General features: G+C 63.9%; 9 protein-coding genes and 1 tRNA gene. 7 read left to right on the top strand and 3 right to left on the bottom strand.

Features of this window, described 5'->3' with window-relative positions; translation table 11 throughout:
* Nucleotides 1-114: 114 nt before the first annotated feature.
* Together ACTU46_RS06130 and ACTU46_RS06125 are read right to left on the bottom strand one after the other, a co-directional pair.
* Nucleotides 115-1,665, bottom strand: a complete 1,551-nt coding sequence (locus ACTU46_RS06130) for a cation:proton antiporter (RefSeq protein ID WP_443380346.1) — start codon at nt 1,663-1,665, stop codon at nt 115-117.
* 137 nt (nt 1,666-1,802) lie between these two features.
* The gene (locus ACTU46_RS06125) at nt 1,803-3,041 is read right to left on the bottom strand and encodes an MFS transporter (protein ID WP_443380345.1); all 1,239 of its coding nucleotides are present in this window, start codon (nt 3,039-3,041) and stop codon (nt 1,803-1,805) included.
* Between the two features lie 106 nt (nt 3,042-3,147).
* On the opposite strand from ACTU46_RS06125, the gene ACTU46_RS06120 reads away from it, so the two are divergent.
* The 3 genes from ACTU46_RS06120 to ACTU46_RS06110 all read left to right on the top strand — a co-directional run bounded on the left by ACTU46_RS06120 (nt 3,148) and on the right by ACTU46_RS06110 (nt 6,718).
* Complete coding sequence (locus ACTU46_RS06120) at nt 3,148-4,155, top strand: isopenicillin N synthase family dioxygenase (RefSeq protein WP_443380344.1); 1,008 nt, start codon at nt 3,148-3,150, stop codon at nt 4,153-4,155.
* A 9-nt stretch (nt 4,156-4,164) separates the two neighbouring features.
* Nucleotides 4,165-5,661, top strand: a complete 1,497-nt coding sequence (locus tag ACTU46_RS06115; RefSeq protein WP_443380343.1) for a multicopper oxidase family protein — start codon at nt 4,165-4,167, stop codon at nt 5,659-5,661.
* Between the two features lie 382 nt (nt 5,662-6,043).
* Complete coding sequence (locus ACTU46_RS06110) at nt 6,044-6,718, top strand: excalibur calcium-binding domain-containing protein (RefSeq protein WP_443380342.1); 675 nt, start codon at nt 6,044-6,046, stop codon at nt 6,716-6,718.
* Between the two features lie 167 nt (nt 6,719-6,885).
* On the opposite strand, the gene ACTU46_RS06105 is transcribed toward ACTU46_RS06110, so the two are convergent.
* Nucleotides 6,886-6,957, bottom strand: a tRNA-Gln gene (locus tag ACTU46_RS06105).
* Nucleotides 6,958-7,036: 79 nt separating this feature from the next.
* On the opposite strand from ACTU46_RS06105, the gene ACTU46_RS06100 reads away from it, so the two are divergent.
* From ACTU46_RS06100 to ACTU46_RS06085, 4 genes are all read left to right on the top strand, one after another.
* On the top strand, nt 7,037-7,732 hold the full coding sequence (locus ACTU46_RS06100; RefSeq protein WP_443380341.1) for a TetR family transcriptional regulator: 696 nt from the start codon (nt 7,037-7,039) through the stop codon (nt 7,730-7,732).
* 47 nt (nt 7,733-7,779) lie between these two features.
* Nucleotides 7,780-11,433: a transcription-repair coupling factor gene (mfd, locus tag ACTU46_RS06095; RefSeq protein ID WP_443380414.1), complete on the top strand. Its 3,654-nt coding sequence runs from the start codon at nt 7,780-7,782 to the stop codon at nt 11,431-11,433.
* A gap of 161 nt (nt 11,434-11,594) precedes the next feature.
* Nucleotides 11,595-11,759 (top strand): hypothetical protein, encoded by a 165-nt coding sequence (locus ACTU46_RS06090; protein WP_443380340.1) that lies wholly within the window; start codon nt 11,595-11,597, stop codon nt 11,757-11,759.
* Nucleotides 11,760-11,863: 104 nt separating this feature from the next.
* Entirely contained in the window at nt 11,864-13,198 is a 1,335-nt protein-coding gene (locus ACTU46_RS06085) for a benzoate/H(+) symporter BenE family transporter (protein WP_443380339.1), read from the top strand.
* Nucleotides 13,199-13,383 lie beyond the last annotated feature (185 nt).

The following is a 13,383-nucleotide window of genomic DNA, read 5'->3' as shown; positions in this document are numbered from 1 at the left end:
ACGCGTGCCAGGGAGAAGATCTCCCGGACAGGTACCGCATAAGCATATCGTCCGCACCGGTCCCGGAGGGGAATATTGCGGCGGAGGACCTGCGTGGGTCGGTACCGATAAGACTCAGCGTTCGGCGGCCATGAGCATCCGGTCGACCGTGACCAGCATTTCATCGACATATGCCGGGTTGATACCACGTTCGCGCCGGGCCTGAAGCAGCTCTTGCTGGGCGGCGTGGAGAGCTTCGGTCCGGGCGCGCCGGGCTTCGGTGCGTAGCTTCTTGATGTTCTTGGTCTGCTCCGCCTCTGCTTCCATCTCATTGCTGATCCAGTTGCGGATGTTCTCGATGGACTCCTCCGGAAGCGAGGCATGCTGGAGCAGATGGTCGTAGGCGGCGTGGCGGGCGCGGTGCGAGAGATCTTCGCGGGCCTGGTCGCCCGCGGCGTCGGGGCCGCTGTCCAGATCGAGTCTGCTGACCAGCCAGGGCAGAGTCAGTCCCGGGATCACCATGGTCAGCAGCAGGACCACCAGGGCGATGACGGTCAGCTCGTGGTGGAAGGGGAAGAGGTCCTTCGGGATGGAGAGCACCAGAGCCAGGGTCACCAGGCCACGCATCCCGGCCCAGGTCATCAGGAGTACCTCCTGCAGCCGAAGCGGGGCCTTCATGCCTGGTGAGGCGCCGTGCCGGTCCACCTTGCGGCGGTTGGCCTTGTAAGCGAAAAACAGCCAGATGAAGCGCACCAGGATGCAGACCACGGATAGGACGGCACCGATCCAGACGGCGTGCCAGAGTTGGCCGCCGACTTCTTCGATGGCGGCCCGGACATTCAGTCCGATCAGGCCGAAGGCCACACCGGTGAAGAGCATCTCCACGGTGCCCCAGAAGGCGTGTCCGGAGAGTCGGTCCTCGGCGCCGATGGAAGCGCGGGAATTCATTTCGACGGCCGCGATCACGATGGCGATGACCCCGGATCCGCCGACCTCTTCGGCGAGGGCGTAGATCGCGAAAGGCAGCACCCAGGTCAGGGCGTTTCGGGCCTCGATGCTGGCGACGTGGTCGGTGAACCATGCGGCGAGGCGGCCCGCGAGCAGACCGATGACGATCGCCGCGATCACGGAGATGAAGAAGTCGATCGCCCCCTGGGTGAAGGAGAGCTCGGACCCGGCGACCAGGGCTGCCAGCGCCACGTGGAAGGTCACGATGGAAGCGGCATCGTTGAACAGGCCCTCGGTCTGGAGGACGGTGGTGATGCGCTTCGGGATGCCGGCCGGTTCAGCGACGGCGTCCACGGCCACCGGGTCTGGCGGGGCCAGGGCCGCCGCCAGGACGATCGCCGCCGAGATTCCGATGCCCGGTAGGAGCAGCCAGGTGGTGCCCGCCAGTACCGCGATGGTGACGAAGACCAGTAGCACGGACAGGGAGGCGATGGTGGCGAACTGGGAACGGATGACCGCCCAGGAGGTCTTACGTGCCAGCGCCCACAACAATGGCGGCAGGAAGATCGGCAGGATTATCTCTGCCGGGATGTTGAGGTCCGGGGTGAAGGGGATGAGGGCACCGCCCGCGGCGAGCAGCGTCAATAAGGCGGGCCAGGGGAGCCCGGTGCGGTCACCTAGGGCGGTCACCAGGACCGTGGCCAGCAAAAGTCCGGTGAGCATGAGCAGAATAGTCATGGAATCATCTCGTGGATCAGGGGCGTCCGGAACGCGGGGGTCCGGCCCGGGTGGGGCTGTGCCCCTATAGTTTTACGCCGTGGTCCGGATTTCGCCGAGTGGCCGAACCGTAGCCACGGCCGGTCCACCGGAAAGCATCAAGCCCCGGAGACATCCTTCATCTGTCCCGCGGCGAAGGTGCCCACCAATCCCACCACCGCGAGGAAGAGCAGCGCAGCGGAGGGGCCGATCATCGCGATGACGCCGGAGACCGCGCCCATGCCCAGCAGAATCAACCCCATCAGTGAGTTCGCGGCACTGACATATTGGGTGCGCTGATCGCCCTCGGCCATATCCACCACATAGGTCTTGCGGGCGACCCGGATGGCGGTGTGCGCCAGGTTCACCGCGAAGAATCCCAGCGGCAGTACCCAGTAGTTCAGGGCGGCAGGGGCCCACTGCGCGCTGGACACCAGGAGCAACAGGATCACGGAGGCGAGTGCAGAACCCACCGACATCACTGCCTTGGCGGAGGCATCCGACCAGATCCCGGAAATCCGACCGCCCACCAAGGCCGCCAGCCCGGAGGCGATGAGGAAGATGCCCAGGCCGTTGAGATCCTGGCCGAGATCCTGTGCCAGGGCGACGATGAAGGTGGTGGACAATGCGCTGACCAGCATCAGCGAGCGTACGATGACGAAATTCCGGAAGTTGCGGTCGCCCTTGAGCAGCGTCACACAGTCCCGGAACCAACTCTGGTTCAACCCCGCAGTCACCCGCTCTCCACGGTCCGGCTCCCTGATCCCGTGGAAGATCCCCGCCGCCGTACACCAGGCCAGCGCCGAGGCGAAGATCAGCGCGGCAATCAACCAGGATGGGGCCGCGCCGGGTAAGAGCGCCAGGGCGATACCCACCACCAGTGTCACTCCGCCGCCCAGTGCGGCGGCGCGGCCGGTGATTTCTCCGCGTCGGCCCTTGCGAATGGTGCGGCCTTGTACGTCCTTGGATGTGATTGAGCACAGGGCGCGGAAGACGGCGAGCACCGCCAGGAGCGCGACCACCGCCGTCCCCAGCGCCCAGCCTCGGAGGGTCAGCGCAGCCACGCCGATCAATGCTGCCGCCAGGCCCTGGCCCACCGAACCCCACACCCAGAGCAGCCGTCGATTGGGCGTGCTGGTCACCCAGGGGGTCAGCGCAGCCTGGGGGAGCATGGACCCGGCCTCCCGAATCGGCACCAACAGGGCGATGAAGAATCCGGGGGCGCCAGCCGCCTGCAGCATCCAGGGCAGCACGGTCTTGGCGGCGACGATCTGGTCACCGATATTCTGAAGTCCATTGGACCAGATGAACCGTCGGGCGTTGTGATCCTCATTCGGGTACTTCTCGGCTGTACTCAAGTCTCGGCTTCCCTGTGCTGGTTGAATTTAAGGGGGAAAATTCCAGAGCGCCTGCTCTAAATTGTGGGGTGAACCCCGAATCAGGACCCGCATAAGGAGACTCCGAATGAGCGAATCAACCCTGCCGATTATCTCCCTGAAGAAGCTTATCGAAGGCCCTGAGCGGGCAACCGAGCTGGCCCGGCTGCGCCAGGTGACCCATGAGGTCGGCTTCTTTTATCTCGCCGACCACGGTATCCCCACCTCGCTGGCTGCGGATCTCTTCGCCGCCGCCCGGAGGTTTTTCGCCCAGCCGGATGGGATCAAGCGGGAGATCTCCAATATCAACTCCCCGCACTACCGTGGTTACGCCCATATCGGCGATGAGCTGACCCAGGGCAAGGTGGATTGGCGGGAGCAGATCGATTTCGCCGTGGAACGCCAGCCCCGCAGCGATGATCTGGCCAACCGGCCCTGGCAGGTGCTGGAGGGCCCCAATCTCTGGCCCGCCGCGGTGCCGGAGTTACGTGGCCTGGTGGAGGAGTGGCTGGAGCGCAATACCGAGGTCTCCCGCCAGCTGCTGGCGGCCTGGGCGCAGTCGCTCGGCCAGGCCCCCGACTTCTTTGAGGAGGTCTCCCGGGAGCCCTTCCCACTGATGAAGATCGCCCGTTACCCGGGACATGATGGCTCCGAGACCGGCCAGGGCGTGGGAGCCCACAAGGACTCCGGGGTGCTCACTCTGCTGCTGCCGGAGCCGGGGTCCGGAGGTCTGCAGGTACTGCGCGCGGGCGAGTGGGTCGATGTTGAGACAATCCCGGGGCTCTTCGTGGTCAATACCGGCGAATTGCTGGAGGCGGCGACCGGGGGCTATCTCGTGGCCACCCCGCATCGGGTGCTCCCGCCCGCGCCCGGCACCACGCGTTTATCGCTGCCGTACTTCTTCACTTCCGGGCTCGATGAAGTTTTTCCCACCCTGGACCTGGTGCCGGAGCTGGCGGCCCAGGCCCGCGGCGTCGCCAAGGACATGGCCGGGCAGGAGATCACCGGGGTCACCGGAATCAACGTGCTCAAGTCCCGCCTACGGGCCCATCCCGAGATCACCGCGCGCTATCACGCACAGCTGAGCCCGACCTAGAGTGAAAGTATGAGCATCGCCTTCAGTCGTCGAATCTTCTTCCGGGGGGCAGCACTCCTCTTGGCCGGCGGGGCGCTGGCCGCCTGTGCGCCCACCCCCCGCGGCTATGAGGGCCAGCGTCGTCCGTTGCCCATCCCGCCGCTGATGGAAGGGGAACTTATCGACGGCCGCCTCACCTTCCGCCTCGACGCCGGGGCCGTCAATGCGCGCATCCTCCCAGACGTGGACACGCCTGCCTGGGGATTCAACGGCGCCCACCTTGGCCCGACGCTGCGGGCCCGGCGCGGCGATCAGGTATCCATGGACGTACACAATGGCCTCGATGAGATGACCACCATCCACTGGCACGGCATGAAACTGCCCGCGAAGATGGATGGCGGGCCGCACCAGCCCATCGAACCAGGGCAGACCTGGACACCGCAGTGGACGGTGGATCAGCCCGCCGCCACCCTCTGGTATCACCCGCACCCCCATGGTCTGACCGGGCTGCACGCCTACCGTGGACTGGCGGGACTGTTCTACCTCGAGGATGAGATCAGTGAGGGACTCGAGGTGCCCGCTGACTATGGCGTGGACGATATTCCCGTGATCCTCATGGATCACAACTTCCATGAGGACGGCACTCTCGATGAGATTGAGGATCCAGATCTCGGGCTCAAGGGAGAGGTGCCCACCGTCAACGGGATCACCAATGCCGCCTTCCAAGCCACCACGCGCCGGGTGAGATTGCGGATCCTGGACGCTTCCACCATGCGCTTTTTCCATCTGCGCTTTTCTGATGGCCGCCCCTTCCAGGTACTGGCCTCGGATGCTGGTCTCTTGGATCAACTCAAGCAGGTGGCGGGGGTCTATCTGAGCCCCGGTGAGCGGGTGGAGATCCTGGTGGACCTGGAACCAGGGGAGGAGGTCATGCTAGAAACCGTCGAGTTCCCGGATAATCTCGGGGTGCCGGAGGATGAATTTGCCCTGGACTTCGGTCTGGGTGACCAGTTTGAGCTGCTGCACCTGACTGGGCCGGAGGATTCAGCCCCGGCAGTGGCGGCCTTGCCGGGCGTGCTGGGCCAGACGTCTTCGCTGGATCTCGCCGGGGCGCCGGAACGCGAGTTCCGGCTCAACACCTTCGAGATCAACGACGAGACGATGGACATGACCCGGGTCGATCTGACCCTTGACCACGATGGGCCTGAAGTCTGGACCGTGATCAACGAAAACTCCGACTGGATCCACAACTTCCACATCCACAACGCCTCCTTTCATGTGCTGGAGGTGAGGGGTACCGAGGCCGCGATCTTCACCAGCGGGCCCAAGGATACGGTCGCGCTGCCCCCGCGGGCCACGGTGAGGCTGGCCGTGACTTTCGGGAGCTTCCCGGATCCGGAATGGGCGTATATGTACCACTGCCACATGCTCTTCCATGAGGACCAGGGGATGATGGGACAATTCGTCATGGTTGAGCCCGGTGGGGAAGCGGACCTGGGGGAGATTTATGGGCACCTGGCGCACTGAGGTGGGGGCCGATGACATGAACCACCCCTCACCGGGTGCTCCCCACCGCGCCAGGACAGAGCCGTTACTCCATTCCCTTCTTCTATGGCCCCAGCCTGGAGGTCACGTTCCCTAAACTAGAGCTGCCGGAAGAGCTGGCTGCGAAGGCTCCGGGGGTGGGTAAAGATATGGATGGCGAAGAGATCTATCAGCTCGTGGGCCGAAACTTCCTCAAGTCACGGATACGTTCGCACCCTGATGTCACCGAACGTTTCCACGCTGATCTTTTGGTGACGTAGTTCCGGGCCCCGCCGCCGGGAAACTACTGCGGGGTCCCCGGGACGGGTGGGGCCGGGGCTAATGCTGAAATTGCATAAACACAGCTTTAGCTTAGTATTTTCACATGCGTAAAACTCTATTGGCCCTGACTGTGGCCGCCTCCGTTATCATTTCCACCGTCGTGCCCGCTGCGGCCCAGACCCAGGAGCTGGATAGTGGCAATCCTGCGGAAACCTCGTTGAGCGCCGAGCTCTCCAGTGGCTCTTCCGAGAGCACTGAAGGTGATCTGGGAGATGAAGATGAGGATGCCGCTGCCCTCAGCTCTGGTTCTTCCGCCGGATCCTCGGAGAACACTGAGGACTCAGTGGGTTCCGAAGGGGAGATCGGTGCCGTCATCATCGGCGTCGCAGCGATTGCCGCTGTGGCTGGCTTAGTGGGAGCCGGTGTCACCTGGGCGGTCCAGGAACGACTGATCGCCAATCCGCTGCCGGGCATTATTCCCTCGCCGGCTCCGGTGGTTCATAACCCGGCTCCGGCACCCGCCCCCACTCCGGCACCGGTAGTCAATAGGCCTGCGCCTGCTCCCGTACCTGCCCCTGCTCCGGCACCGGTAGTCAATAGGCCTGCCCCGGCTCCGGCACCCGCCCCGGTGGTTAACCAGCGAAGGGTCCCGCCTGCTGGCTCCTACTTCAAGAATTGCACTGCCGTGCGCGCCGCCGGCTATGCCCCGATTTACCGCGGGGAGCCAGGCTACCGCTCTGCTCTGGACCGTGACAACGACGGCGTCGCCTGCGAATAGAGGGGCGGGGCGGGGTTTGGCTGCCGATTATGCAAAAAGGTTCACAACGCTTCGGCGGTTTGCATGATCGCTCCCGGACGGGCCCTGGCACCCAAGTTTTTCGGTAGCCACGAAAAAACCGCACCGCAGCAATTTTGAACATTGCTGCGGTGCGGTTATTCTCTTTGCTTCCCCACCAGGACTCGAACCTGGAATGACGGTACCAAAAACCGGAGTGTTGCCAATTACACCATGGGGAACGGCCCTCAAACACTTTACCTGATTGTCCACGCTGGCCGTCAATCGTGCAATTTCAGGGGACCAGATAGGCTGTGCAACATGGTTCGTCAGCGGATGACCGGCAAGGAACGCCGGGAGCAGCTCATTTCAATCGGTAGAAGTGTTTTCGCCGAACGCGGCTTTGAGGGCACCAGTGTCGAGGAGATAGCGTCTCGGGCCCGGGTCTCCAAACCGGTGGTCTATGAACACTTCGGTGGGAAGGAGGGGCTCTATGCGGTGGTTGTCGACCGTGAGATGCTCCGCCTGGAAAGCCTGATCACCGAGGCGCTGGAGAAGGGGCGGGCCCGGGTACGCATTGAGCGGGCCGTGATGGCGTTGTTGACCTATGTGGAGCAGGAGACCGATGGTTTCCAGATCCTGGTCCGCGATATGACACCGGGCAAGGACCGAAGTTATTCCACCCTGCTCAATACTGCGGTGGGGCAGGTCTCTCATATACTGGGCCGTTCCTTCCAGCGTCAGGGACTGGAGGAAGAGGCTGCGGTGCTCTATGGCCAGGCCCTAGTGGGCATGGTCTCCACCACCGCCCAGTGGTGGCTGGATGAGCGTCAGCCCTCCAAGGAGGAGGTGGCGGCGCATATCGTCAATCTCTGCTGGAACGGTCTGGCGGGGATGCGGTCGAACCCGGTGCTCTCTGATGAGGTGCTGGCCGAGGTTGCGGAAACTGAGGCGAACTCTGCCGCCGCAGCACCTGATACACATATGTCCGAGTCAATGATCGAGGAGCAAGAGTGAGCCCGAAGGGCAGCACGGAAGCCAGTCCGACCACCCCGGAAACACCGATGTTGGCCGGGCTGATCAAGGTCGCCGCCACTGATCCCAAGATCAAAGGCATGCTCAACCATGTCGGGGAAAAGACGCTGCATCTGACCGGCATCGATCAGGCCCGACCCTGGGCCATCGCCGCGTTGGCACACCGGGCTCCGGTGCTGCTGGTCACCGCCACCGGCCGGGAGGCGGAGGATCTGACCGCCGAACTCAAGGCGATGATGGGGGAGAAGGTCGCCTGGTACCCCTCCTGGGAGACGCTGCCACATGAGCGGATGAGTCCCGGTGCGGACAGCGTCGGCCGTCGCGCGCAGGTGCTCAACCATCTCGAGGACCTCAAGGTGGTGGTCACCGCCGCGCGTGGTTTCTGCCAGCCGCTGTTGGAGTCGACCCCCGGCCGCGAGCCGATTGTGTTGCGGGAGGATGAGGAGCACGACTTTGCGGAGCTGACCCGTCAGCTGGTCTTCCGTGCCTATAACAATGTGGACATGGTGACCAAACGCGGTGAGTTCGCCACTCGTGGCGGCATCCTCGATATCTTCCCCACGACCTTTGATTATCCGGTGCGGGTGGAATTCTGGGGTGATGAGGTCACCGAGATCCGCCAGTTCGCGGTCGCCGACCAACGCACGCTTACCGACGTCGCGGTCGGGACCGTGGAGATCTACCCGGCGCGCGAGCTGCCGATCACCGCGGGCATCGCACAGCGTGCCGCCGAGCTGCTGGTGCAGCACCCCGGTAACCCCACCCTGGTGGAACTGCTGACCAAGCTCTCCGAGCAGACCCCGGCGGAGGGGATGGAGGCGTTGATCCCCGCGCTCGTCGATACGCCCATGGTGACCCTGCCGGAATTGATGCCGCCGGGCACGCATGTGGTGTTGGTGGCGCCGGAGAAGATCCGTACCCGCATCAGTGATCTCGAGGCCACCGACGCCGAGTTTCTCGCCGCCGGTTGGGAAGCCGCCGCCATGGGTGCCAGCGGCCCCATCGCGGCCGAAGGACTGGACCTGTCCGCCTCCTCCTACCGTTCCTATGAGTCCCTGCAGGTCACCTGTGAAAAGGGGAAGGTTCCCTGGTGGACCTTCGCCCCACCCGGCATGTACATCGCCGAGGAGTCCGATACCCTCCCGCTGGAGTATGCGGCAGGTCCGACCCCGCGTGGCGACGCCGCGGAAATCGAGGCCATGATGGCGCTGCTGCTCGCACACACCCGCGACGGTGGCCGCGCCGCCTTCATCGCGCCGGCCGAGGCCGCCATCAAACGCATGGTGGAGCGCTTCGCGGAGCAGGGGATTCCCGCCACGGTGGCCACCCCGGGCTGGGAGCCGACCCCGGGTGAGGTGACGCTCTACCGCGCGCTCAGCCACGCCGGCCTGGTCTTCCCGAAGGTGCGCAAGCACCGCGATGCCCAGGCCCTGCCGCTGGTGGTCATCACCGAGACCGACCTGACGGGCAACCGCGTCGGTGATATCGCCGGCGCTAAACGACGCCCCGCCCGCCGCCGCAACAAGGTTGATCCGCTGGCGCTGAAAACCGGCGACCACGTGGTGCATGAGACCCACGGCATCGGCCGTTTCCTGAAGATGGCCGAGCGCACCATCACTACCGGCGATGATAAATCCCGCCGCGAGTACATTGTCCTGGAGTATGCGCCCGCCAAGCGCGGCCAGCCCGCCGACCAGCTCTGGGTACCGATGGAATCCCTGGACCTGCTCTCCAAGTACTCCGGTGGTGAATCGCCGACCCTATCCAAGATGGGTGGCTCCGATTGGAAGAACGTCAAGAAGAAGGCCCGGGCCGCGGTCCGCGAGATCGCCGGTGAACTGGTGCAGCTCTACGCCAAACGCCAAGCTTCACCAGGGCACCCCTTCGCCCCGGATTCTCCCTGGCAACGCGAGATGGAGGATAACTTTCCCTTCGTCGAGACCGAGGACCAGATGAACGCCATCGAGGCGGTCAAGGAGGACATGGAGAAGCCGGTCCCGATGGACCGCGTCATCGTCGGTGATGTCGGCTACGGCAAAACTGAGGTTGCGGTGCGTGCCGCCTTCAAGGCCGTGCAGGACGGCAAGCAGGTGGCGGTGCTCGTGCCGACCACCCTGCTCGCCCAGCAGCACCTGTCCACCTTCGAACAGCGGATGGATGGCTTCCCCGTCACCATCCGGGGGCTCTCCCGCTTCACCTCGACCGCGGACTCCAAGAAAATCCTCAAGGGACTGACCGACGGTGAAGTGGACATCGTGGTGGGCACCCACCGACTGCTGGCCACCGGTGTGCACTGGAAGAACCTCGGCCTGATCATCGTCGATGAGGAACAGCGCTTCGGGGTGGAGCACAAGGAACACATTAAGGCGCTGCGTAGTCACGTCGATGTGCTCACCATGTCCGCCACCCCGATCCCGCGCACCCTGGAGATGTCCATGGCCGGTATCCGCGAGATGACCACCATCCTCACCCCGCCGGAGGACCGTCACCCGGTGCTGACCTATGTCGGCACCCAGGAGGAGAAGCAGGTCTCCGCCGCTATCCGCCGTGAACTGCTTCGTGACGGCCAGGTCTTCTTCGTCCACAACAAGGTCTCCGATATCGAGAAGAAAGCTCGGGAGCTGCGCGAACTCGTCCCCGAGGCCCGCATCGTCGTCGCCCACGGCCAGATGGGTGAGGAACAACTTGAGCAGACCGTGCAGGGATTCTGGGACCGCGAATACGATGTCCTGGTCTGTACCACCATCGTCGAAACTGGCTTGGACATCTCCAACGCGAACACCCTGATCGTGGAAAACGCCCACCACATGGGTCTGTCCCAGCTCCACCAGCTGCGTGGCCGCGTGGGGCGTTCCCGCGAACGCGGCTACGCCTATTTCCTCTACCCCAAGGGTGCGTTGCTCACCGAGAATTCCTATGACCGACTGGCGACGATCTCGCAGAACAACGATCTCGGCGCTGGCATGGCCGTGGCGATGAAGGACCTGGAGATGCGCGGCGCCGGTAATGTCCTCGGTGCCGAACAATCCGGCCACATTGCCGGGGTCGGATTCGACCTCTACATCCGACTCGTCGGCGAAGCCGTGGAGACCTACCGCGCGCTGGCCACCGGCCAGGTCATCGACGCCACCGACCAGGGCCCGAAGGAAATCCGCATTGACCTGCCGGTGGATGCACACATCCCGGAGTCCTACATCAACTCCGAACGACTCCGCCTAGAGGTCTACCGCAAACTGGCCTCCTCGGCTTCGGGCACAGACCTGCAGCTCATCATCGAGGAGATGGAGGACCGCTACGGCCCCGTGCCGGAAGAGGTTTCCCGTCTGCTGGCGGTGGCACGGTTGCGGCACCAGGCCCGGCGCGCCGGGATCTCCGATATCGGGGTCCAGGGCACCCGCATCAAGGTCCACCCCGTGGATCTGCCGGACTCCAAGCAGGTCCGCTTGCGTCGTCTCTTCCCGGGCTCGAACTACCGGGCTGCGGCGAAGGCGATCCAGCTGCCCTTCCCGAAGGCCGGCCGCAATGTCACCGACCCGAAGCTGCGCGATGTGGAACTGCTGCAGTGGATGGCAGACTTCCTCTCCCAGATGTTTGAGATCGATCAGGTTGATGTGGCTGGTGGTTCGGCTGCCTCGACGGCAGCTGCGGCGAAAAAGTCACGGGTGGTGTCAGTCTCGGAGTAGCTGCCTGCCGAGTTGCATGAATTTCGCAGTTGTTCAGCGGGGGTGCCAGCGTGCGTAATGCGAACGCTGAACAGTGGTGTTGAACTGGGCAAATTTATCAGGTGAGGAATATCGGGGGCGGGAACCCCTCCTGTGATGGAGCGTCGAGGATGCGCCCATTGGTGTCCTCTGCCACACTGTCCTCCATGGGAAATCACGCCGAGAAGAAAGTTGTCGTCATCATTGACGCCACCTTCGGTTTCGGTGTGGCCATTGAGGAAGCACTGTCTGAGAATCGACCGGCCCGTCGCCGTAGACCGGGCCAGCGGCGACAGTACCCCTGCTGAGAGCGAAGCAGTGAAGCACCTTCCGGCGGAGTAGCTCTACCCTGCCGGCAGGTGCCGCAGTCCTCCCCGTTTATTGGCAAACCTCATCAATTTAGGAGCCCGACATGGGTGTCTCACCCCTGCTCGCCATTGAAAAACCCCAGCTTCCCAGGCCCACCCTGCCGGAGATCTTCCGCGACCTCGGCCCCCAGGAGATCGGAAATGGTCTGGTGGCCCTGATCTTCTCCGCATCCGGTCCCATCGCGGTGATCCTGGCGGCAGCGGCCGCCGGAAATCTCAGCTCTGCCCAAACCTCCTCCTGGATTTTCGGCGCCTTTCTCGGCAATGGCATTCTCACCCTGTTGCTGACCTACCTCTACCGCAGTCCGCAGGCCTACTTCTGGACCATCCCCGGCACCGTCATTGCCGGTGACGCCCTGGCACATCTGGAGTTCGCCGAGGTGCTCGGTGCCTACCTGGTCACAGCGGTGCTGGTGTTTCTCCTCGGCTGGACCGGGTTGATCGGCAAGATCATGGCCGTTCTGCCACCGACCATCGTCATGGCAATGGTGGCTGGTATCTTCCTGCGCTTCGGTCTGGAACTGATCACCGCCGCCACCGATGATCCGCTGATCACGATCCCGATGATCCTGGTGTTTGTGGCCTTGGGCATCGTGCCCAGGATTGCGGCAGTTGCCCCGCCGGTGGCGATCGCGGCGGTGGCCGGCACTCTGATCGCGATTTTCGCCGGCCGTCTGGCACCGGGCATCCTCGACAATGGGGTCATCGCCGCCCCGGTGTTCACCGCTCCGGAATTCTCCTGGGCAGCCATGATGGAGCTGGTTATCCCCCTGGCGATCACCGTCGTGATCGTCCAGAACGGGCAGGGGGTGGCAGTACTGCAGGCCGCCGGCCACCGGCCGGGCGTCAACCTTGCCGCAGCCGCCAGTGGACTGTGGTCCATCCCGATGGCTTTCATCGGCAATATCACCACCTGCCTGACCGGGCCCACCAACGCGCTGATCGTCGCCGGTGGTAAAAAACAGCGACACTACGCCGCAGCGATGGTCACCGCCGTCGGCGCGATCTGTGTGGGTTTGTTCTCTCCGGCTTTCGTCGGCTTCATGCTGGCTATGCCGGTGTCCTTCATTGCGGCCCTCGCAGGAATCGCCATGCTCGCCCCGTTGAAGAATGCCTTCCTCGCCGGTTTTTCGGGTCCGTTCTCCACTGGTGCCCTGGTGTGTTTCCTGGTGACGGTGTCTGAGCTATCGATCCTGGGGATCACCGCACCGTTTTGGGGCATCGTCTTCGGCTGTCTGGTGGCCTGGCTACTGGACCGGGCTCCGAAGCGGGCCTTGGCCGTAACTGCTGAGAACCAGACTGAGACAGTGGAGGAGATTGACGTGGAAGATGATGAAGCTGGTGCGGGGGAACTCCAGCGTGGGATTCCGAGACGATAGTCAAGAGCCGGAATCCACAGCGCGGGGAGCGGCTCACCGCTCAACTTTCGGGGTGCACCCCTGCGAAAAGCAGCAGTCCCCTCCAGACCGAGCCGCACCCCGAGTTGGAATCAGACATGAAGTCCACTTCGGGGCGCGCAGGAGGATCAGTCCACAATGCGGTGAAATATAGCGGCAGCATCGGT

This window comes from Corynebacterium sp. A21 (assembly GCF_052266655.1).
Lineage (GTDB): Bacteria > Actinomycetota > Actinomycetes > Mycobacteriales > Mycobacteriaceae > Corynebacterium.
The sequence above is the reverse complement of the archived record's forward strand: the minus strand, read 5'-3'. Positions and strand labels throughout refer to the sequence as shown.

What these genes read in the sequence shown, in the direction of transcription:
- ACTU46_RS06130 (WP_443380346.1), bottom strand. Translation starts at nt 1,665, where the DNA reads ATGACTATTCTGCTCATGCTCACCGGACTTTTGCTGGCCACGGTCCTG.
- ACTU46_RS06120 (WP_443380344.1), top strand. Translation starts at nt 3,148, where the DNA reads ATGAGCGAATCAACCCTGCCGATTATCTCCCTGAAGAAGCTTATCGAA.
- ACTU46_RS06115 (WP_443380343.1), top strand. Translation starts at nt 4,165, where the DNA reads ATGAGCATCGCCTTCAGTCGTCGAATCTTCTTCCGGGGGGCAGCACTC.
- ACTU46_RS06110 (WP_443380342.1), top strand. Translation starts at nt 6,044, where the DNA reads ATGCGTAAAACTCTATTGGCCCTGACTGTGGCCGCCTCCGTTATCATT.
- ACTU46_RS06100 (WP_443380341.1), top strand. Translation starts at nt 7,037, where the DNA reads ATGGTTCGTCAGCGGATGACCGGCAAGGAACGCCGGGAGCAGCTCATT.
- mfd (WP_443380414.1), top strand. Translation starts at nt 7,780, where the DNA reads ATGTTGGCCGGGCTGATCAAGGTCGCCGCCACTGATCCCAAGATCAAA.
- ACTU46_RS06085 (WP_443380339.1), top strand. Translation starts at nt 11,864, where the DNA reads ATGGGTGTCTCACCCCTGCTCGCCATTGAAAAACCCCAGCTTCCCAGG.